This window comes from Arthrobacter sp. Y3221160 (assembly GCF_059092585.1).
The window spans coordinates 954,673-973,206 of the sequence record NZ_JBNHHU010000001.1 but is presented as its reverse complement, the minus strand read 5'-3'; the positions used below and the strand labels follow the sequence as shown (position 1 = coordinate 973,206).

Annotated in this window: 17 protein-coding genes and 1 other RNA gene; 16 read left to right on the top strand and 2 right to left on the bottom strand. The window is 68.3% G+C overall.

What is annotated here, in order from left to right; translation table 11 throughout:
• Positions 1-60 precede the first annotated feature (60 nt).
• From AC5RWG_RS04455 to smpB, 12 genes are all read left to right on the top strand, one after another.
• On the top strand, positions 61-825 hold the full coding sequence (locus AC5RWG_RS04455; protein WP_494049731.1) for an ABC transporter ATP-binding protein: 765 nt from the start codon (positions 61-63) through the stop codon (positions 823-825).
• On the top strand, positions 822-1,748 hold the full coding sequence (locus AC5RWG_RS04450; RefSeq protein ID WP_494166480.1) for an ABC transporter ATP-binding protein: 927 nt from the start codon (positions 822-824) through the stop codon (positions 1,746-1,748). The genes AC5RWG_RS04455 and AC5RWG_RS04450 overlap by 4 nt, the downstream gene beginning before the upstream one ends.
• Positions 1,745-2,620 carry a branched-chain amino acid ABC transporter permease gene (locus AC5RWG_RS04445; RefSeq protein WP_494000186.1) on the top strand — a complete coding sequence of 292 codons (876 nt, stop codon included), beginning with the start codon at positions 1,745-1,747 and terminating at the stop codon, positions 2,618-2,620. Before AC5RWG_RS04450 ends, AC5RWG_RS04445 begins: the two co-directional genes overlap by 4 nt.
• On the top strand, positions 2,617-3,843 hold the full coding sequence (locus AC5RWG_RS04440; protein ID WP_494166479.1) for a branched-chain amino acid ABC transporter permease: 1,227 nt from the start codon (positions 2,617-2,619) through the stop codon (positions 3,841-3,843). Before AC5RWG_RS04445 ends, AC5RWG_RS04440 begins: the two co-directional genes overlap by 4 nt.
• On the top strand, positions 3,840-5,435 hold the full coding sequence (locus AC5RWG_RS04435) for a class I adenylate-forming enzyme family protein (protein WP_494166478.1): 1,596 nt from the start codon (positions 3,840-3,842) through the stop codon (positions 5,433-5,435). Before AC5RWG_RS04440 ends, AC5RWG_RS04435 begins: the two co-directional genes overlap by 4 nt.
• The gene (locus AC5RWG_RS04430) at positions 5,432-6,073 is read left to right on the top strand and encodes a TetR/AcrR family transcriptional regulator (RefSeq protein ID WP_493979076.1); all 642 of its coding nucleotides are present in this window, start codon (positions 5,432-5,434) and stop codon (positions 6,071-6,073) included. The genes AC5RWG_RS04435 and AC5RWG_RS04430 overlap by 4 nt, the downstream gene beginning before the upstream one ends.
• Positions 6,066-6,818, top strand: coding sequence for a 3-hydroxybutyrate dehydrogenase (locus AC5RWG_RS04425; protein ID WP_494166477.1), 753 nt, complete (start codon positions 6,066-6,068; stop codon positions 6,816-6,818). Before AC5RWG_RS04430 ends, AC5RWG_RS04425 begins: the two co-directional genes overlap by 8 nt.
• Positions 6,815-7,756, top strand: coding sequence for an alpha/beta fold hydrolase (locus AC5RWG_RS04420; RefSeq protein ID WP_494025607.1), 942 nt, complete (start codon positions 6,815-6,817; stop codon positions 7,754-7,756). Before AC5RWG_RS04425 ends, AC5RWG_RS04420 begins: the two co-directional genes overlap by 4 nt.
• Positions 7,757-7,873: 117 nt before the next feature.
• On the top strand, positions 7,874-8,575 hold the full coding sequence (gene ftsE, locus AC5RWG_RS04415) for a cell division ATP-binding protein FtsE (protein ID WP_493979073.1): 702 nt from the start codon (positions 7,874-7,876) through the stop codon (positions 8,573-8,575).
• Positions 8,572-9,486 (top strand): permease-like cell division protein FtsX, encoded by a 915-nt coding sequence (ftsX, locus tag AC5RWG_RS04410; RefSeq protein ID WP_493979072.1) that lies wholly within the window; start codon positions 8,572-8,574, stop codon positions 9,484-9,486. The genes ftsE and ftsX overlap by 4 nt, the downstream gene beginning before the upstream one ends.
• A gap of 100 nt (positions 9,487-9,586) precedes the next feature.
• A complete protein-coding gene (locus AC5RWG_RS04405; protein ID WP_494000181.1) occupies positions 9,587-10,966 on the top strand; it encodes a peptidoglycan DD-metalloendopeptidase family protein in 1,380 nt (459 codons plus the stop codon).
• Positions 10,967-11,103: 137 nt separating this feature from the next.
• A complete protein-coding gene (gene smpB / locus AC5RWG_RS04400) occupies positions 11,104-11,577 on the top strand; it encodes an SsrA-binding protein SmpB (RefSeq protein ID WP_494000180.1) in 474 nt (157 codons plus the stop codon).
• A 104-nt stretch (positions 11,578-11,681) separates the two neighbouring features.
• On the opposite strand, the gene AC5RWG_RS04395 is transcribed toward smpB, so the two are convergent.
• Positions 11,682-12,818 carry a carboxylate-amine ligase gene (locus AC5RWG_RS04395; protein WP_494156766.1) on the bottom strand — a complete coding sequence of 379 codons (1,137 nt, stop codon included), beginning with the start codon at positions 12,816-12,818 and terminating at the stop codon, positions 11,682-11,684.
• Positions 12,819-12,955: 137 nt separating this feature from the next.
• On the opposite strand from AC5RWG_RS04395, the gene ssrA reads away from it, so the two are divergent.
• The 3 genes from ssrA (at position 12,956) to AC5RWG_RS04380 (ending at position 14,970) form a co-directional block, all read left to right on the top strand.
• Positions 12,956-13,325, top strand: a transfer-messenger RNA (tmRNA) gene (gene ssrA, locus AC5RWG_RS04390).
• 279 nt (positions 13,326-13,604) lie between these two features.
• Entirely contained in the window at positions 13,605-14,414 is an 810-nt protein-coding gene (locus AC5RWG_RS04385) for a tetratricopeptide repeat protein (protein WP_494166476.1), read from the top strand.
• A gap of 205 nt (positions 14,415-14,619) precedes the next feature.
• Entirely contained in the window at positions 14,620-14,970 is a 351-nt protein-coding gene (locus AC5RWG_RS04380; RefSeq protein WP_494075474.1) for a hypothetical protein, read from the top strand.
• Positions 14,971-15,097: 127 nt separating this feature from the next.
• Here AC5RWG_RS04380 and AC5RWG_RS04375 read toward each other — a convergent pair whose 3' ends face one another.
• On the bottom strand, positions 15,098-17,584 hold the full coding sequence (locus tag AC5RWG_RS04375) for a S8 family serine peptidase (protein WP_494166475.1): 2,487 nt from the start codon (positions 17,582-17,584) through the stop codon (positions 15,098-15,100).
• A gap of 291 nt (positions 17,585-17,875) precedes the next feature.
• Here AC5RWG_RS04375 and AC5RWG_RS04370 point away from each other — a divergent pair, with 291 nt between their 5' ends.
• Entirely contained in the window at positions 17,876-18,508 is a 633-nt protein-coding gene (locus AC5RWG_RS04370) for a hypothetical protein (protein WP_494166474.1), read from the top strand.
• Positions 18,509-18,534 lie beyond the last annotated feature (26 nt).

Genomic DNA, 18,534 nt, shown 5'->3' with positions numbered 1-18,534 from the left:
TAACCGGCGGCGGCGCCCCGGCCCGCGGACAGGGTCCTCGACCGGACAGAAAGTGACATGATGACCTCCCCAGATCAGCCCGCGCTCACCGTGCAGGGCCTCGGCCTGCAGATCGGCGGCGCCCGCATCCTCGAGGATGTCGGATTCTCCGTCGCGACCGGAGAAATGGTCGGCGTGATCGGACCGAACGGTGCCGGCAAGACCACCCTGTTCAACCTCATCTCCGGGGTCCTGAAGCCGACGGCCGGTTCAATCACGCTCGACGGCAAGGACGTCACGTCGGCCTCGATCCACAGCCGCGCCCGCGCCGGCCTGGGCCGGACATTCCAGACCTCCAGCCTGTTCCCGCGGCTCAGCGTGCTGGAAAACGTCCGGCTCGCGGCCCAGGCAGGCCTCGGCGGAAGCGTCACGGTCTTCCGGTTTCCCTCGCGGACGGATTCCGCGACCGCCGCCGCGAAGCAGAACGTGGCCGAGGTCGGGCTGGAGGACAAACTGCACACCGCGGCCGGAGACCTCGCCCACGGCGACAAGCGCAAGGTGGAGATCGCCATGCTCCTGGCCGGCAACCCCTCGGTCATCCTGCTCGACGAGCCGATGGCCGGCGTGGCCTCCGGCGACGTGCCGGGGCTGAGCGCGATCATCCGCCGGATGCACCGCGACCGCGGCTGCACCGTGATGATGGTCGAGCACCACATGGACGTGGTCCTCGGACTGGTCGACCGCGTGGCGGTCATGCACCACGGCAAGCTGCTGGCCATCGACACCCCGGACGCGGTGATGGCCAATCCCACCGTCCAGAGCGCCTACCTGGGAGAACCCGTATGAGCCAGCACTCGGAAAGCCGCGCGGCCGCGCCGCAGGACGCTGCTACGCCCACCGCGACGACCACCACCGCGACGGCCACGTCGCCGGCCGCGGCACCGCCGGAGCACCACGCCCGCCCGGTGCTGGAGGTAGCGGGGCTCAGCGCGCACATCGCCGGCCAGCAGGTGGTGGAAAACGTCAGCTTCTCCGTGCCGGCCACCGGCATCACCGCCCTGCTGGGCCGCAACGGCGTCGGCAAGACCAGCACCATCAAGGCCATCATCGGCCTGATCTCCCGCAGCGGCAGCGTGACGCTGGACGGCACGCGGATCGACAAGGAAGCGACCTACAAGATCATCCGCCGCGGCGTGGGCTACGTACCCGAGGACCGCGAGGTCTTCTCCAAGCTGACCGTGGCGGAGAACCTGCGGCTGGCCGAACGGGACGCCTCCCCGCGCCGGCAGCTGGTGGAGGAACTCTTTCCCGACCTGCTCAAGCGCGCCTCGCAGATGGCCGGGACGCTCTCCGGCGGGCAGCAGCAGATGGTCTCGCTGGCGCGTGCGCTCCTGAATGAGAACAAGCTGCTGCTGATCGACGAGCCGACCAAGGGCCTGGCGCCCAAGATCGTGCAGGAAGTCTCCGAGACGCTGGAGCGGGCCGCCGCAACGGTGCCGATCCTGCTGGTGGAGCAGAACCTCCAGGTGGTCCGCCAACTGGCCGCCGGCGCGGTAGTGCTGTCCGGCGGGCGGGTGGTCCACACCACCGACAGCGCGCTGGATTTCCTGGACAACGAAGACCTGACCCAGCGGCTGCTGGGCGTCCACGCCGAAGGCGGGCACGACGACGAGGCCGCCCCCGCCGCCGGCGCACACGGCCGGGACACGGCCCCCGCCGCCGTATCCCCTTCCGAGACCGGCACCGACCCGAACGGGGTGCACAAGTGAGTACCATCGTCCTGCTGACCGTCACCGGCCTGGGCCTGGGCGCGCTCTACTTCCTGGTGGCCTCCGGGCTGAGCCTGATCTACGGGCTGATGGGCGTGCTGAACTTCGCGCACGGCTCCTTCCTGACCCTCGGCGCATTCGCCGGCTGGGAAGTGGCCCGCCGCGCCGGCGCCGACAACTGGTGGACCTTCCTCGGCTCCCTCCTGGTGGGCGCCGTCGTGGGGGCCCTGTTCGCAGCCTTCACCGAGTTCGTGCTCATCCGCAAGCTGTACGAGCGACACATCGAACAGGTCCTGGTCACCGTCGGCCTCTCGCTGGCATCGGTCGCGCTGTTCGACGGGATCTGGGGCACCGACCCGGTCTATATCTCCGGACCCGAATGGTTCAGCCAGACCACCAGAATCCTCGGCGCCGACATCGCAAACGACCGCTTCGTGGCCATCATCGCGGCGGTGTTCGTGCTGCTGGGCCTGGTGTTCTTCCTCAAGCGCACCCGCTACGGCATGATCATCCGCGCCGGCGTGGAAAGCCGCTCCATGGTCACCGCGCTGGGCATCGACGTCCGCAAAGCGTTCACGCTGGTCTTCGCCATCGGCGGCGCCGCGGCCGGCCTGGGCGGGGTGCTGGCCAGCCACTACTTCGGCTACGTCTCACCGCTGCTGGGCGGATCGCTGCTGATCTTCGCCTTCATCGTCACCGTGATCGGCGGCCTGGGCTCGCTCACCGGCGCGGCCATCGCCTCGGTGGTGGTGGCGCTGCTGCAGCAGTTCGCGAACTTCTACCTCAACGGCACCGGTGACTTCGTCGTCGTCGTGGCCCTGGCCCTTGTCCTGCTCTTCCGGCCCTCCGGCCTGCTCGGGAGGAAATCATGACCACCAGCAAGACCGACCCGCAATCGGACGCGCAGCCGAATCCTGCCGCCGCAACCGCCGGGCACACCGAGGCCCCGGGCACCGGAGACAGGACGCCGCGGCGCGGACGGAAGGGCAGGAACGACGGCGGGGCTGCCGCCGGCGGGGTCCGCGGGCTGCTCAAGTGGGCCGCCGGGGGAGCGGCCGTGGTGCTGCTGGCCCTGCTGCCGCTGCTGAACCTGTCCCTGCCGGGCGTGCTGCCCGGGCCCACCTACACCCCGGGTTCGCTGCAGCTGATCGCCATGTGCATGCTGATGGCCGCCGCGGCGCTCAGCTACCACCTGCTGCTCGGCGTCACCGGCCTGCTCTCCTTCGGCCATGCGCTGTACTTCGGCGCCGGAGTCTACGGCCTCGGCGTCATCCTGGACACGTTCGACATCCCGCTGCTGCCGGCCATGGGCCTGACGCTGCTGCTGGTCATCGTGCTGGCCCACGTGGTCGGCGCGGTCGGCCTGCGCGTGACCGGCATCCCGTTCGCCATGGTCACCCTGGCCTTCGCGGAGGCCGGCCACGTGCTGGTGGGCCGCAACCCCGGCCAGGCCACCGGCGGCGAAGAGGGCCTGACCCTGGCCACGGAGAACCTGCCCGAGGCCCTGCTGGGCGTGGCCAACACCCGCAACCTGTACTGGCTGGCGCTGATCGTGCTGCTGGTGGTCTTCGCCGTCGTCAGCTGGGTGCAGTTCAGCCGCGCCGGCCACGTGGCCGCGGCCGTGCGCGAGAACGAGCTGCGCGTGCGGGTCATCGGGCTGCAGCCCTATCTGGTCAAGCTGCTGGTGTTCGTGGTCGGCGGCGTGCTGGCCTCGGCGGTGGGGATGGTCTACCTGCTGCTGCAGTCCGGTGCCGTCCCGCGCAGCCTCTCGGCCGACTTCACCATCACCCTGCTGGTCATGGTGGTGCTCGGCGGCGTGGGCTCGCGCTGGGGAGCGGTCATCGGCGGCGTCTTCTACACGCTGCTAGACCAGCGGCTGACGGCGCTGGCGCAGTCGGAGGCCATCGCCAACCTGCCGGACATCCTGCGGATCCCGCTCTCGGAGCCGCTGTTCATCCTCGGTACACTGTTCATCCTGGTGGTCCTGTTCCTGCCCGGCGGCATCACCGGCGCGGTGCAGCGGGCCACCCTCAGCCGCGGCCAGCGCCGCCAGGCAGCCGCCCGGCAGCGCGACATCCTGGAGAAAGCCGAGTGAACCTGCAGCCCCATCCGCCCGCCGGCGGCCTCCACACCCTCGGCCGCTGGACCGCCGACCGCGCCGTGTCCACCCCCGACCGGGTGGCGATCGACGACCGCGGGGTCAGCCTGCGCTACCGCGACCTCGATGCCCGGGCCGTCGCCCTGGCCGCGGGCCTTCGCGCCGCCGGCTACGGGGTGGGGGACCGGATCGCCACCCTGACCGGCAACTCCGCCGACCACGTGGTGCTGTTCTTCGCCTGCGCCAAGGCCGGCCTCGTGCTGGTCCCGCTGTCCTGGCGGCTGTCTCCCGGGGAGATCGCCGAGCAGCTGCAGCTGGCGGACCCCGCGCTGCTGCTGGTGGAGGATGAATTCGACGCGCTGGCCGCCGCTGCCGCCACGATGCTCCCGCTGCCGCCGCGCACGGCCGCGCTGGGGCCCTCGGGGGTGGAGCGGCACGTACCCTGCCCCACCCGCCGGCTGGACAGCAGCGCGGGGCCCGTGCAGCGGGACGTGCGCGACGACGACGCCCTCCTGATGATCTTCACCTCCGGGACCGAGGGGCCGAGCAAGGCCGCCATCCTCACCCACGCCAACTGCTTCTGGACCAACCTCTCGCTGTCGCGGACCATGGAGCTCTCCAGCTCCGACGTGGTGCTGGCCGCGCTGCCGCAGTTCCATGTGGGCGGCTGGAACATCCAGCCGCTGCTGGCCTGGTGGACCGGCGCCACGGTGGTGCTGGAGCGCACGTTCGACCCGGGCCGGATGCTGCAGCTGATCGCCGAGCGCAGGGTCACCACCATGATGGGCGTCCCCACCCAGTACGCCCTGCTGGCCGAGCACCCCGGCTTCGCGTCCGCCGACCTGTCCAGCCTGCAGCACGCGATCGTCGGCGGCGCCTCCATGCCCGCGCCGCTGCTGCGGATCTGGCACAAGCGGGGCGTGGCCCTGAGCCAGGGCTACGGCCTGACCGAGGCCTCGCCCAACGTGCTCTGCCTGCCCAACGAAGACGCGGCCTCCATGATCGGCTACGCGGGCAAGCCCTACCCGCACGTCAGCGTGGCGGTGGCGGACCCGGCCACCGGCGGGATCCTCGACGGGGCGGCCACCGGTGAGCTGCTGGTCTCGGGACCGGGCGTGTTCGCCGGCTACTTCCGGAACCCGGAGGCCACCGCGGCGGCGCTCGCCGGCGGCTGGCTGCGCACCGGCGACCTGGTCGAACGCACCGCGGACGGCTTCTTCCGGATCGTGGACCGGATCAAGGACCTCTACATCTCCGGCGGCGAAAACGTGGCCCCGGCCCAGGTGGAGCAGGTCCTGCTCTCGCACCCCGCGGTGGCCGAGGCCGCCGTCGTCGGGGTTCCCGACGAACGCTGGGGCGAGACCGGGCTGGCCTACGTGGTGGTCCGGCCGGGCCGGATCACCGACGCCGAGGAACTGGCGGAGCACTGCCGGGCACAGCTGGCCGCCTTCAAGGTCCCCGGCCGCTTCGCCTTCGTGCCGGCGCTGCCGCGCACCGCACTGAACAAGGTGGTCCGGGGGAGGCTGCGGGAGGCCGCCGTCCGCCCCGGCCGCCACCCGCTGACCGCAGGATCGGAGCAGGAATCATGAGCGCTGCACCACGCACCGCCCGGGGCACCCGGACGCGGGCCAAGCTGCTGGAGGCGGCCGAAGCGGTGTTTGCGTCCGTGGGCTACCACGAGGCCTCGATCGTCAAGATCACCGAGCAGGCCGACGTCGGGCTGGGCACCTTCTACCTCTACTTCGAGGGCAAGCAGGCCGTCTTCGACGAGGTCGTCGAGGACCTCAACCGGCGGGTGCGCCACGCGATGACCGAGGCGGCCAAGTCGGCGGAGAACCGGCTGGAGGCCGAGCGGGCCGGGTTTAAGGCGTTCTTCCGCTTCACCGCCGAACACCCCGCGCTCTACCGGATCATCCGGCAGGCGGAGTTCGTATCGCCCGGTGCCCTGCGGATGCACTACACGCGCATCGTCAACGGCTACATTGAGGGACTGAAGGCGGCGCAGGCCACGGGCGAGGTCCGTCCGATGGACCCCAACGTCGCGGCGTGGGCGCTGATGGGCATCGGCGAACTGATCGGCATGCGCTGGGTGCTCTGGGAGGACGACGACGGTGCGCAGCCCGTCCCCCGGGAAGTGCCCGACCACGTATTCGAAGAGATGATGCAGTTCATTGAGCGGGCGCTGGCGCCCGGACAGCAGACGACGGAAGGACCCACCCATGGCTGAGAAGACTCTGACGGGCCGCAGCGCCATGGTGACCGGCGGGGCCAGCGGCATCGGCGAGGCCTGCGCGCGGGCCCTGGCCGACCGCGGCGCGAAGGTCACCGTGGCCGACCTGGACGGCGCGGCCGCCGAACGGGTGGCGCAGGAGATCGGCGGGGTCCCGTGGCAGGTGGACCTCAGCGACACCCGGGCGCTGGAAACGGCGGCGGTGGACACCGACATCCTGGTCAACAATGCCGGGATCCAGCGGATCAACCCCATCGAGGAGTTCGACCCGGAGGCCTTCAGGCTGATGCTTCGCCTGATGCTCGAATCCCCGTTCCTGCTGATCCGCGCGGCGCTGCCGGGCATGTACCAGCGCGGTTTCGGCCGGATCATCAACGTCTCCTCCGTGCACGGGCTGCGGGCGTCGGCCTACAAATCCGCGTACGTTTCCGCCAAGCACGGGCTGGAGGGCCTCTCGAAGGTCACCGCGCTGGAGGGCGGCGCGCACGGGGTGACCAGCAACTGCATCAATCCCGGGTACGTGAAGACGCCGCTGGTCGAGAAGCAGATTGCCGACCAGGCCCGGATGCACCAGCTGCCGCCGAAAGAAGTGGTCGCGAAGGTGATGCTCACCGAAAGCGCCGTCAAGCGCCTGGTCGAGCCGCACGAAGTGGCCTCGCTGGTGTGCTGGCTCGCGGGGCCCGACGCCGGCATGGTCACCGGCGCGTCCTACACGATGGACGGCGGATGGTCCAGCCGATGAGCGCCGAACCCGCAGCCCTGCCCTATGCCGCCCGGGACGTGCCGGTCCGCGGCGGTACCCTGCGCACCGGCGTGTGGGGACCCCGGGACGCCGAGGCGCCGGCCATCCTGGCCGTGCACGGCGTGACCGCCTCCCACCGCACCTGGGGCCTGCTGGCGCAGGAGCTCGACGGCGTGCGGGTGATCGCCCCGGATCTGCGCGGGCGCGGGCGCAGCAACGCGCTGCCCGGCCCGTTCGGCATGGCCGCGCACGCCGACGACCTCGCGGAGGTGCTCGCGGCGCACGGCGTGGGCCGGGCCGTCGTCGTCGGCCATTCCATGGGGGCGTTCGCCTCCGTGGTGCTGGCCCGGCGCCACCCGCGGCTGGTGGAGTCCCTGGTGCTCGTCGACGGCGGCCTGCCGCTGCAGGTGCCGGCCGGGCTCAGCGACGAGGAGGTCATCCAGTCGGTGCTCGGCCCGGCCGCCGAACGGCTGGCCGCGACGTTCCCCACCCGGGAGGCGTACCGTGACTTCTGGCGGGTGCACCCGGCGTTCGCCGAGCATTGGAACGCGCTGGTGGAGGACTACGTGGACTACGACCTCGCCGGTGAGCCGCCGCTGTTGCGGCCGGCGACGAATTACGAGGCGATGGCCCGCGACACCGCCGACCTGAACAGCGGCGCCGTCCTGATGGACGCGCTGGAATCACTCGCTGTCCCGGCGGTGCTGCTGCGGGCCCCGCGCGGCCTGCTGAACGAAGACGCGGGCCTGTACACGCCCGGATACGTGGACGGCTGGGCGCGCCGGCTGCCGGCGCTGCGGGTGCGCGAGGTCGCCGGAACCAACCACTACACCATCGTCATGGACCGCCCGGGCGCGGCGGCGGTGGCCAATGCGGTGCGCGACGCCATGGCCGGCCGGGCGGCGGGATGGGCCGCGGGCCAGGGGCCGGTCGGGTGAAACGACACACCGAACAAGCTGCAGGATAAACTCAAGACTGCGTGCCTATAGTCGAGAGGCTGAGGTTTCTTCCCCCAAGCACAAGCCCTCGTCCTCGGCCTGAGGCACAAAGTAGTCATGATTCGATTCGATAACGTCACGAAGATCTACGACCAGAACTCTCGTCCGGCCCTGGACAAGATCAGTCTGGAGATCGACCGCGGCGACTTCGCGTTCCTGGTCGGCTCGTCCGGGTCCGGGAAATCCACGTTCATCCGCCTGGTTCTGAAAGAAGACCGCGCCACCCGCGGCTCGGTCTACGTCGCCGGCCAGAACGTGGCCAACATTCCCAGCTGGCGCGTGCCCAAACTGCGCCGCGGCATCGGCGTGGTGTTCCAGGATTTCCGGCTGCTGCCCAACAAGACGGTCTTCGCCAACGTGGCGTTCGCCATGCAGGTGATCGGGCGCAGCCGGGCGGTGATCCGCGAGACGGTGCCCGAAGTGCTCAAGACCGTGGGCCTGGAGGGCAAAGACCACCGCATGCCGCACGAGCTCTCCGGCGGCGAGCAGCAGCGCGTCGCCATCGCCCGCGCCGTCGTGAACAAGCCCGGGATCCTGCTGGCCGACGAACCCACCGGCAACCTGGATCCGACCACCTCGCTGGGGATCATGAAGGTGCTGGACCGGATCAACCAGAACGGCACCACCGTGGTGATGGCCACCCACGACAACGTGATCGTGAACGAAATGCGCAAGCGTGTGATCGAGCTGCGCGACGGCGTGCTGGTGCGCGACCAGTCCGAAGGCATCTACCTGGGCGAACCGGAGGAGGCCAAATGAGGCTGGCTTTTATCCTCGGTGAAATCGGTTCCGGCCTGCGCCGGAACCTGTCCATGGTGGTCTCCGTGGTGCTGGTGACCTTCATTTCGCTCAGCTTCGTGGGCGCGGCCGGCATGCTGCAGATGCAGATCAACCAGATGAAGGGCTACTGGTACGACAAGGTCCAGGTGGCCATCTTCCTGTGCGTCGACACCTCGACGACGGCAAGCTGCGCGGCCGGCCCCGTGACGGACGAGCAGCGTGCGGAAATCGAGGCCACGCTGACCAGTCCGGCCGTGGAACAGTACGTGGACACCTACCTGTACGAGTCGCAGGACGATGCCCTGGGCCACTTCCGCGACCAGTTCGCGAACTCGCCGATCGTGGACTCGGTGACGGCCGACCAGCTGCCGGAGTCCTTCCGCGTCTCGCTGGTGGATCCGCAGAAGTACGAGGTCATCAACGAGATCTTCTCCTCGCTGCCCGGCGTCGAAGTAGTCGTGGACCAGCGCGAGATCCTGGAAAAGGTCTTCAGCGTCATGAACATCGCCTCGCTCGTGGCGGTGGGCATCGCCGTCGTCATGATTGTCTGCGCCATCCTGCTGATCGCCACTACCATCAGGCTTTCCGCCTTCAGCCGGCGCCGGGAAACCGGCATCATGCGCCTGGTCGGTGCCTCCAAGGCCGTGATCCAGCTGCCGTTCGTGCTGGAAGGGGTGATCGCCGCCGTGCTCGGGGCGCTGCTGGCCTCGGTCACCCTGTGGGCCGTGGCGCACTTCTTCATCGGCGGCTGGCTGGCCAGCCAATACCCCGACACGGCCTTCATTTCCTCCAGCACCATGCTGGTGATAGGTCCCGCGCTGGTGCTGCTGGGCGCCGTCCTGGCCGGAATATCGTCCCTTTTGACCCTGCGCCGCTACCTTAAGGTCTAGACTCATGAAACGTGCACAGAACTTGACATTGGGGAGCCAGGCTGTGAGCCGTACTAAGCCGCGGAAGAAATGCCTTCCGCAAGGGATTTTGAGTGCCGCCATGGCCGCCCTGCTCGCGTTCTCGCTGGGCTCCGCCGGCCCCGCCCAGGCAGACGACCTCGACGACCGCAAGGCCGCCCTCGACCAGGAAATCCAGCAGATCGAATCGTCGCTGGAGTTCCTCAACGCCGACATCGTCGAGGCGGTCAAGGAGCTGAAGCAGCACCAGAGCCGGCTGCCGGCGGCGCAGCAAAAGCTCTCCGAGGCCGAGGGCAGGGTGGACGCCGCCGCCAACAAGGTGGCCGCACTGGCGCAGCGCGTGGACCTGGCGCTGCAGACCAAGGACAAGATCAACCAGCAACTGGCCAGCGATGCCGAGGAGCTGGAGGAAACCAAGAAGGTCATCGGCCAGATTGCCACCCAGGCCTACAAGCAGGGCGGGGTGCCGTCCAACCTCTCGCTGTTTTTCGGTTCCGACGGCGACGCCAACCTAGCCAGCACCATCGACCTGGCGGACCAAGCGCTGCGCAGCCAGAACGCGGCACTGGACAAGCTGGCCCAGCAGAACGCCACGAATGTGAACTCCCGGGCGCGGCTGGAGGCCGTGGAGGAGGAGATCCGGGACCTGAAGGCGCAGGCCGAGGAGGCGCTGGCGGCCGAACAGGTCGCCCGCGACGAGGCGGCCGCCGAAAAGCAGAAGGTCGACCAGCTGATCGCCGAGACCTCGGCGCTGTCGGACAGCCTGCAGGCCAAGAAGCCGCAGATCGAGCAGGAGCTGGCCAAGACCGAGCAGGCCCAGAACCAGGTGCTCTCGCAGATCAAGGAGCGGCAGGAACGGCTCCGCCGCGAGGCGGCGGAGAAGGCCCGGCGCGAGGCCGAGGAGCGGCGCAAGGCCCAGGAGGCCTGGGAGCGGGAACAGGCCCGGATCAAGGCGGCACAGCAGGCGGCGCGCAACAGCGGCCAGCCGGTGCCGCAGCTGGTCCCGAGGGTGCCGCCGCCCCCTCCGGCCAGCCAGGCGCCGTCGTCCTTCGGCCTGATCAACCCGGTGAACGGGCCCATCACGTCCGGCTACGGCTGGCGGCCCACTCCGGCGGGCACGATGGACTTCTACGGCACCGGCGGCTACATGCACAGCGGGATCGACTACGGTTCCGCCTGCGGCACGCCGATCTACGCGCCGGCGGCGGGCACCGTTGCGCGCGCGGACAGCACGGTCTGGGGCGGCGGCAACAGCGTGACGATGAGCCACGGCGTGGTCGGCGGCAACGCGCTGGACACCAACTTCTACCACATGACCCGCTACGTGGTGTACGCCGGCCAGAGCGTCGGCCGCGGTCAGCTGATCGGCTATGTGGGCAGCACCGGCAACTCCACCGGCTGCCACCTGCACTTCGAAACCATCGTCAACGGCAGCTTCGTCAATCCGATGAACCTGCTCTAGGTTTCGGCGGCGGCACCCGGCGTGCTGCGGCTTATCCGGCCGTGACGCCGCGGCGGCTTATGCGGCGGTAACACCGCGGCGGCGCTCCTGCCGTGGCGCCGCTATAATGGAACGTTCCGACGACGAAGGAGTACCCCGTGCCCAGAGAAAGTGGCCGAAAGGTAGTGGCCACCAATCGAAAGGCCCGGCACGACTACCACATCATGGACACCTACGAGGCCGGCATGGTCTTGATGGGGACCGAGGTGAAGTCTCTGCGCGAGGGCCGTGCTTCGCTGGTGGACGGCTTCGCCATCTTCTACAACGATGAGCTGTACCTGGAATCCGTCTACATTCCGGAATACCTCAACGGCAGTTGGACCAACCATGCCGCCCGGCGCCGGCGGAAGCTCTTGCTGCACCGAGCCGAGCTGGAAAAGATTTCCCGCCAGACGAGGGAGTCGGGCTACACGATTGTTCCGCTGCAGCTGTACTTCAACGACGGCCTGGCCAAGGTGGAGATCGGCGTGGGCCGCGGCAAAAAGGACTACGACAAGCGCCAGACGCTGCGCGAGAAGCAGGACAACCGCGAGGCCCTGCGCGCGATGCGGGAAAAGAACCGCGGGGCCTGAGCAGCTGCTTTACCGCTGCCGCCCCGCCATGCCGCGGGCGGGAGACGCCCTGTTCCTTCCGCTGCCGCCCCGCCATGCCGCCGGCCGGAGAGCCCTGTGTGGCATCAGCCCGCCGTCAGGGACCGGCGCACCAAGTCCAGCCACCCGGGCAGGCCGCCGCGGGCCAGCGCCTTCCGCTGGCGCTGCGCACCGTTGCCCTCCAGCCGCAGCCGTGCGGCCTGCTCGCGGACCCAGCCGCCGTCCCCGTGCTGCTCCAACGCCTCATCGATATGTCGCAGCAAGAGTTCGAGGACATCGTGCGCGGGCCAGAGGGTGGCCGAGTCCAGATGCACCAGTTTCTCCGACAACCCGAACCGGGCCGCCTGCCAGAGCGCCACGTCCAGGTGTTCCGGATGGAAGTTGGTGACCGGGCGCCCCGCGAGGACGGCGGCCTGCTCGGTGGCGACCAGCGCGCGGACCAGCCCGGCCAGCAGCACGCTGTCGGCCGCGGTGAGCTGGCTGTCGGCGGCCCGGACCTCGATAGTGGGGTAGTGGTCGGCCAGCCTGGCCAGCCAGGAGAGGTGCCCGGGATCCGGGACCACCCCGGAGGCGTACAACTGCCGCACGCGGACGCCGTAGTCGTGCAGGTCCGCGAAGAACGGCGGGCAGCCCTGGACCTGCCAGCGGCGGTACATGATTGTGCGCCAGCTGGCGAAGCCACTGTCCGCGTGCCGCCAATACGGTGAGTTGGCTGCCACCGCCGTGAGCAGCGGGAGCCAGGGGCGCAGCCGGTTAAGGACCTGCAGCCGCACCTCCGGATCTGCCACTTCAACGTGGATGTGCATGCCCGTCACGTACTGGTCGGCGATCAGGGCGGGCGCACGCTCGGCGATGCTGCGGTACCTGGGGTTGTCGGTCACGGACGCCGGGCGCAGGTCGGCGTCGAAAATCACGCCGATGCCGGCCGCGGCCGCGCCCGTTGCGGCGGCGCTGAGGGCCAGCTCGTGACGGAAGTCCAGCAGGGCGTCCGCAGCTTCGGAGAGCTGGCGGCACACCGGGGTTGAGGTTTCCACCTGGCAGTCGAGCAACTCGTAGCTCACCCATTCCGGGGTGGTTCCCAGGCGCAGGGCGGCCCGCACCGCCGGGCCGGTCGTCACCGGCAAGCCAGTGCGCGGGTCCATCAACAGGAATTCTTCTTCGATGCCGAACGTTGCCGGGGTGGACGCCGGCGGCGGCGTGCCTGGGGGCCGGCCCACAACCATGGTTTGAGCGTAAGTCCCGCGACCGCACGCTGGCTATGCCGGGGCGGCGGGAATAGCCCGGCGCAAACATGGGTTACACTGGATGGTCCGGGACAGGTAACTGCCCGGCAGCAATGGTTATTTTGATAACTACATACGGGGATGACAGGTTTCGACGATGTTAGTCGCGCCAGGGGAAGCGGGCCGAGGATGCAGAGTTATCTCGGAAACGCTCTCTGCAAACCAATAAGTGCCGAATCTAAGCGCACTGACTTCGCACTCGCTGCCTAAGTAGCGGTGCAAGTCCGTCAGCCCGGGGTCGCTCTCGCCCCGGATGCTGGCGTCATTAAGAGAGCCACTGCTGAATACCTTCGCCGTTGGGGTATTCGGGACATTTAGACGGCTGGGCCCGGGTCAACCACCTGTTTGCGGGATGGTTGGGGCCAAGAAAACCCGAAGCAAACTGCGCCCGGAGAAGTCCTGGCAACACAACATCGGACGGGGGTTCAATTCCCCCCATCTCCACTATGTGATGAGTCGGGACATCCTTTACGGGTGAGTCGGGTCATCGCTTACACCCCGGTCTTCGAACCGGGGTGTTTTCTTTTGTCTGGGTTGGTAGTTCCGGTCCGGGTCTTCGACATGGCTCATGCTGGCACCCGGAGCAGGTAAACGGTGTCCCGGCTCATTGGGAAACGATCACTGGAACTATGACGGCGCGCCACGCAGCTTTGGTCACCCCTGGTCGCCCGGACGGCTTTAGGATCGTGATGAATTCGAGGCCTTCGAGCGGCAGGAACAAGACGAGTGATTCTGAATGAGCAGAGCGAGCCGGTCGACTTTCGCGCATCGGCCGAACTGATCCTTTCAGGCGACGCCGACGGTCTCTTCAACGCCGCAAATGATCTGCAGCAGATACCCGCGTCTGAAGCGGTCGAAGCCCTGTATCGACTAGCGATTGAGCACGGCGTTAAGGAAGCACACCTCAACTACGGGACCTTTCTCGAAGGGCAGCATCGGACCATGCAAGCCTTGGAGCAATACGAGACGGCACATAGGGCAGGAGACCCGCAGGCGGCGTTAGCCCTGGGGCAGGCCTACCTGAACCTTGGAAAACCGGCCGAGGCGATCAGATGGCTAAGCGACGCCGGTGAGAACCCTTTAGTCCCACTCCGGCTGGCCAGAGCATACCGAGCCGTAGGGGATGAAGGCTCCGCAGTTGAAATCCTGCGAAAAGGCAGCGTACTCAGCGCAGAGGCGGCCGTAGAACTGGTCACCACGACGGATCAGTTGGACCTCGACACATCGATTCAGCTCCTCGAAAGACACCTCGACACCGGTGAGGTTGATGTCCTGATCCCTCTCGCGGATCTCTATTCCAAGGCAGGCAGGAGCGACAAAGAAATCGAACTTCTGCGGCGCAGCGTCTCTGAAGGCGAACCGAACGCACTGCATAACCTGGGCTTGGCGCTCTGGGAATCGGGGCAGGCTAAGGAGGGTAGGGCGCTTCTCAAGCAGGCCGCGGGCCAAGGCGACCAACTATCAGCCCAAACCCTACGCAACATTCGCCGAACCTACCGCCAAGTCAGGCCGAAAAGAGCTTCGCGGAGGAGATAAGGGGCGCAACCTCCGAGGAAGACACCAAACTGACAAGACGATGTTCAAGAGGCCTTGCTAGCGAGGGGTTCGCCGACAGCCCGCCTGTTGTCATCGAGGGCAGCCACGCGTACGGTCGAAACAGGCGGCCAACTGGTTTTGCCCATTGTGAAGCCCTCTTTCGAGCCACCGGGAGCCTGGTTTCATTCTCTGAAAGGTGGCTCTCATGGAGTCGCACATCAAAACCCACCCCCATGCCCTTTCCATCGCGAGCCTTGATTCGGCCGTGTACTTGGGGCAAGGCACGCACCCGCATCTTGAAGGCCTTGAGGTACCCGGCCTGCCCACCGGCAAGTCGCCCGCGCAGAGGAGCATGCTGGCCGCCGTCCTGTGCAGATCCGGCGAAGTGGAAGCAGCCGAATGGGCTTTGGACCAGGCAAAGGCGGCCAGCGACGAGCAGATCATCGCTGCCCTCTCCTCAGGCTTGTCCGAAGAGGAGGTGGGGGAAGCGGCGGGTGTTTGCGAGTACGCGATCGCCGAGATCGTCGCCGCTCAGGCCCCGCCAAAAGCAAGCTGAGGCGAAGCCAGCCTGAGTGCAGCCTACGTGAGCTTAACATGGTATGAGCCGGTCCGGCGGGGGATCTTCCGCCCCGCCCGCCGCACCCAGGTGGCCGGACATGCTTCCTGGTCTGGGCCGGCCGGCGCTATCGAAGGCGCGCGGTGGAGAGCGAGTATCTGTTCGCCGTGTTGTACCCGGTCTTGGACCCGGTGACCCGCACCTTGATCGTGTCGAAGCGGTCCGTGGCGGTCAACCGGTAGGTCTTGCCGGTGGCGCCGCGGATGGCCGTGCCGGAGCGGTACCACTGGTACTTCAGGGTGGTGCCCGCCGTCCAGGTTCCCGGATACGCGGTCAGCGTGTAGCCCGGCCGCAGCGTGCCCTTGATGACCGGTGCGGACGTGCGCAGGGTGCCCTTGGCAATCGCAGACGTCTTGGCCGAGTACCGGTTCAGGCTGGTGTAGCCGCTCTTGGATCCGGTCACCCGGACAGAGATCTGCTTGCCGGCGTCGGAGCCGGTGAGCACGTAGGTGCGGCCCGTCGCCCGTGAGATCGCCGACGTGCCGCGGTACCACTGGTACTTCAGCGTGGTGCCCGAGGTCCAGGTCCCGGCGCTGGCGGTCAGCGTGTGGCCGACCTTCTTCGTGCCGGTGACCGTGGGAACCGCCCCGGTGAGGGTGCCGTAGGCGATGGGCCCGCTGGAACCGGATGTTACGGCAGCTGTTGTGTAGCCCGGGGCGGTGCCGGTGACGCGGACGCTCAGGTGTTTCCCGGCGTCGGCCGCGGTCAGGACGTGACGGCTTCCGGTGGCCGTGTCGATGGCCGTCCCGGACCGGTACCACTGGTATGTAAAGGTTGTGCCCGTGGTCCAACTGCCCGGGACCGCGGTCAGTGCGTGGCCGACCTTGCGGGTTCCGCTGATCGCCGGTGCGGATCCGGCCAAGACGCCTTCGGCGATACGGGGCGTCGTGGCGGAGGTATTGCTGGCAGCGTAGTCGTCCTTGGTCGCGTGGACCTTCAGGGTAAAAGTGTGTCCCGCGTCGGCGCCGGTCAGGGTGTAGGTGCGGTCGGTGCCTCCGGGGACAGGGTTTCCGCTGCGGTACCACTGGTAGGCGACGCTAACCGGTTCCGGTCCCCAATCGCCCTGGGTGCCGTACAGGACGCTGCCGACGCGCATGACTCCTGAGATTTTCGGGGGACCGTAGGGGGCGGGGCGGAAGTCGAGGGACGCTGCGGCGTCGACCAGCCCGGCTCCGCATCCTTCGGCACAGGTACCGGGAAGTGGGCGGGACTTTCTTTTGAGCTGGTCTTCGATCTGAGCCGGCGTCCAATTCGGACGTACGGCAAGGATGAGGGCGGCTAGGCCGGCGACGTGCGGTGCGGCCATTGACGTGCCCTGGAGGTAGGTGTAGCCCTCCGCGCCCGGGGTGGTCGTGCCCTGGTTGTAGGTGGAGGCGATGCCGTTGCCCGCTCCGGTGCTCCCGTCGCCGCCGGGGGCGGTTACGTCGATCGTGGTCCCGAAGTTCGAATAGGGGGCGCGGTTGCCCTCGCGCCCGCTGGCCGCCACGGTGATGACGTTCCCGCAGTTCGCCGGGGTGGACAGGGAGGCATCCCGGTTCTCGTTGCCGGCCGCCACCAGGACCGCGGAGCCGGCGTTCACGGCATGGTTCACCGCCGACTGGAAGGTGGCGGAGCACTGCCCGGAGCCGCCGAGCGACAGGTTGATGACACGGGCCGGGTTGGCATTGAGCGGGGCGTCTGGGACGTTGCCTCCGGCCGACCAGATGACGGCGTCGGCGATGTCGGACATGTAGCCCCAGCACGCTCCAAGGGCGCGGACGGGCAGGATCTTCGCGCCGGGGGCGACACCTGCGACTCCTTGCCCATTGCCGGTGACGGCGGCGATGGTGCCGGCAACGTGGGTGCCGTGCCAGGAGGAGTCGGAGGAGTCGTCGGACCCGCAATCGCCGACGTCGTACCAGTCGCCCTCATCCCGGGGGTCGGCGTCCCGGCCGTCGCCGTCGCGGGCAATGAGCGGATGAGTGATCATGTCGTAGCCGGGCAGCACGTTTGCGTTGAGGTCGCTGTGATCGGTGATGCCCGTGTCGACGACGGCGACAGTGACGCCGTCGCCGCGGCTGGCGTCCCAGGCTCCCGGCAGGCGCATCCCGGCCGTCTCCTCGAAAAGGTCCCACTGCAGGCCGTAGTGCTCGTCGTTTGGCGTCGTCGACGGTTGCATGCGCTGATCAGGTTCTGCGAATTCGACGGCCGGATCCGCCTCAAGCAGGGCCACCAGGTCCTTGGCCTCGGAGTCGGTAAGTGCCTTGCCGGTGCTGATCACCCGGGCCCCGGTGGCGGTGCCGCGCAGTTCCTTCACGCTGACGCCCAGCTTTTTGGCTGTACGCCCGTAGGCTTTCCCCCTACCTGCGGAGCTGCCTCCGGCCTTGTCCGTGAACTTCACGATAAATCGGTCGGTGGGCACGTCCCGGGGGCTGAGGTACTTGCTCGGCGCGCGGGGTGGGTCGGACTCAGCGGTGGCCGAAGCCGGAACGACGGCGAGCGTTCCGCCGAGGACAGCGGCGGCGGTGAACGAGGCCAGTCCGGCGAGGAAGCGGCGGGGCAGGGGCGAAGGCATGGGTGTCATCCTTACGGGCGGGGTCCCGGGATGTTGGTGCAGGACGGACGGGATGCGACGTTGCGCCCACGCGGTTTAGTGTAACGATTATCCCCCGGTGGTACAGCCCCTGACAAAGCTCGAACCGGTCACCACCCGGCCGCGGCGGAGTGTGACGGACTCCCGCCGGCCTGTAAAGACCTCACGCTGGTCTTAAGGCCAATCGGTGGCTATTCACCGCTTCCGCTTGCAAGCCCCTCGCCGCCGGATGTAACGATTAAGTTGCAACATTCCCAACGATTGGAGCAACACATGTCATCGTTTGCTAAAACCAAGGCACGGCAGCTGGCCGCTGGAGTCTTCGTCGCAGGCGTGGTGACTGCCGGAGGCGCAGGAGCCGCTTCTGCTCACGAAACACAGGATTCGTTCGTGGCCATCACGGCTGAGGACGTAACCATCGTGCCGGCCCCGGTCGAGGAAGCTGAACCGGTCGTCGAGGACGGTCCCGCGGAGGAAACCCCCGCTGAGGAGCCGGCTGCCCCGGCACCGGTCGAGGACGAAGCCCCGACCCAGGACGAGGGTGAAGAGCCCGTCGAGCCCGTCCCCGGGGAAGGGCCGGTAGAGGAGGATCCGGTCGAGGAACCGGCTCCGGTGGAGGAAGAGCCTGCACCGGCCCCCATTGAGGAGCCGGTCGTGGAAGAGCCGGCTCCGGTTGAGGAGCCGACCCACGCCTGGCAGGCCGTGAAGGCCGAAACGGACGCCGCGTGGAAATCGGCGAAGGCCGAGGCTGATGCCGCGTGGAAGTCCGCGAAGGCGGAGGGAAGCGCAGACTGGAAGGCCGTCAAGGCTGAAGGAATGGCGGACTGGAAGACAGCCAAGGCCGAAGGAAAGGCCGTGTGGAAGGCGGCCAAGGCCGCCGAGAAGGGCGTCGGCGAGGACGAGTAATCCAGCCGGCTCCGCCATCGGGGGCG

What these genes read in the sequence shown, in the direction of transcription:
- AC5RWG_RS04375 (WP_494166475.1), bottom strand. Translation starts at nt 17,584, where the DNA reads ATGCCTTCGCCCCTGCCCCGCCGCTTCCTCGCCGGACTGGCCTCGTTC.
- AC5RWG_RS04405 (WP_494000181.1), top strand. Translation starts at nt 9,587, where the DNA reads ATGGCCGCCCTGCTCGCGTTCTCGCTGGGCTCCGCCGGCCCCGCCCAG.
- ftsE (WP_493979073.1), top strand. Translation starts at nt 7,874, where the DNA reads ATGATTCGATTCGATAACGTCACGAAGATCTACGACCAGAACTCTCGT.
- AC5RWG_RS04455 (WP_494049731.1), top strand. Translation starts at nt 61, where the DNA reads ATGACCTCCCCAGATCAGCCCGCGCTCACCGTGCAGGGCCTCGGCCTG.
- AC5RWG_RS04380 (WP_494075474.1), top strand. Translation starts at nt 14,620, where the DNA reads ATGGAGTCGCACATCAAAACCCACCCCCATGCCCTTTCCATCGCGAGC.
- AC5RWG_RS04395 (WP_494156766.1), bottom strand. Translation starts at nt 12,818, where the DNA reads ATGGTTGTGGGCCGGCCCCCAGGCACGCCGCCGCCGGCGTCCACCCCG.
- AC5RWG_RS04440 (WP_494166479.1), top strand. Translation starts at nt 2,617, where the DNA reads ATGACCACCAGCAAGACCGACCCGCAATCGGACGCGCAGCCGAATCCT.
- ftsX (WP_493979072.1), top strand. Translation starts at nt 8,572, where the DNA reads ATGAGGCTGGCTTTTATCCTCGGTGAAATCGGTTCCGGCCTGCGCCGG.
- AC5RWG_RS04425 (WP_494166477.1), top strand. Translation starts at nt 6,066, where the DNA reads ATGGCTGAGAAGACTCTGACGGGCCGCAGCGCCATGGTGACCGGCGGG.
- AC5RWG_RS04420 (WP_494025607.1), top strand. Translation starts at nt 6,815, where the DNA reads ATGAGCGCCGAACCCGCAGCCCTGCCCTATGCCGCCCGGGACGTGCCG.
- AC5RWG_RS04450 (WP_494166480.1), top strand. Translation starts at nt 822, where the DNA reads ATGAGCCAGCACTCGGAAAGCCGCGCGGCCGCGCCGCAGGACGCTGCT.
- AC5RWG_RS04430 (WP_493979076.1), top strand. Translation starts at nt 5,432, where the DNA reads ATGAGCGCTGCACCACGCACCGCCCGGGGCACCCGGACGCGGGCCAAG.
- AC5RWG_RS04370 (WP_494166474.1), top strand. Translation starts at nt 17,876, where the DNA reads ATGTCATCGTTTGCTAAAACCAAGGCACGGCAGCTGGCCGCTGGAGTC.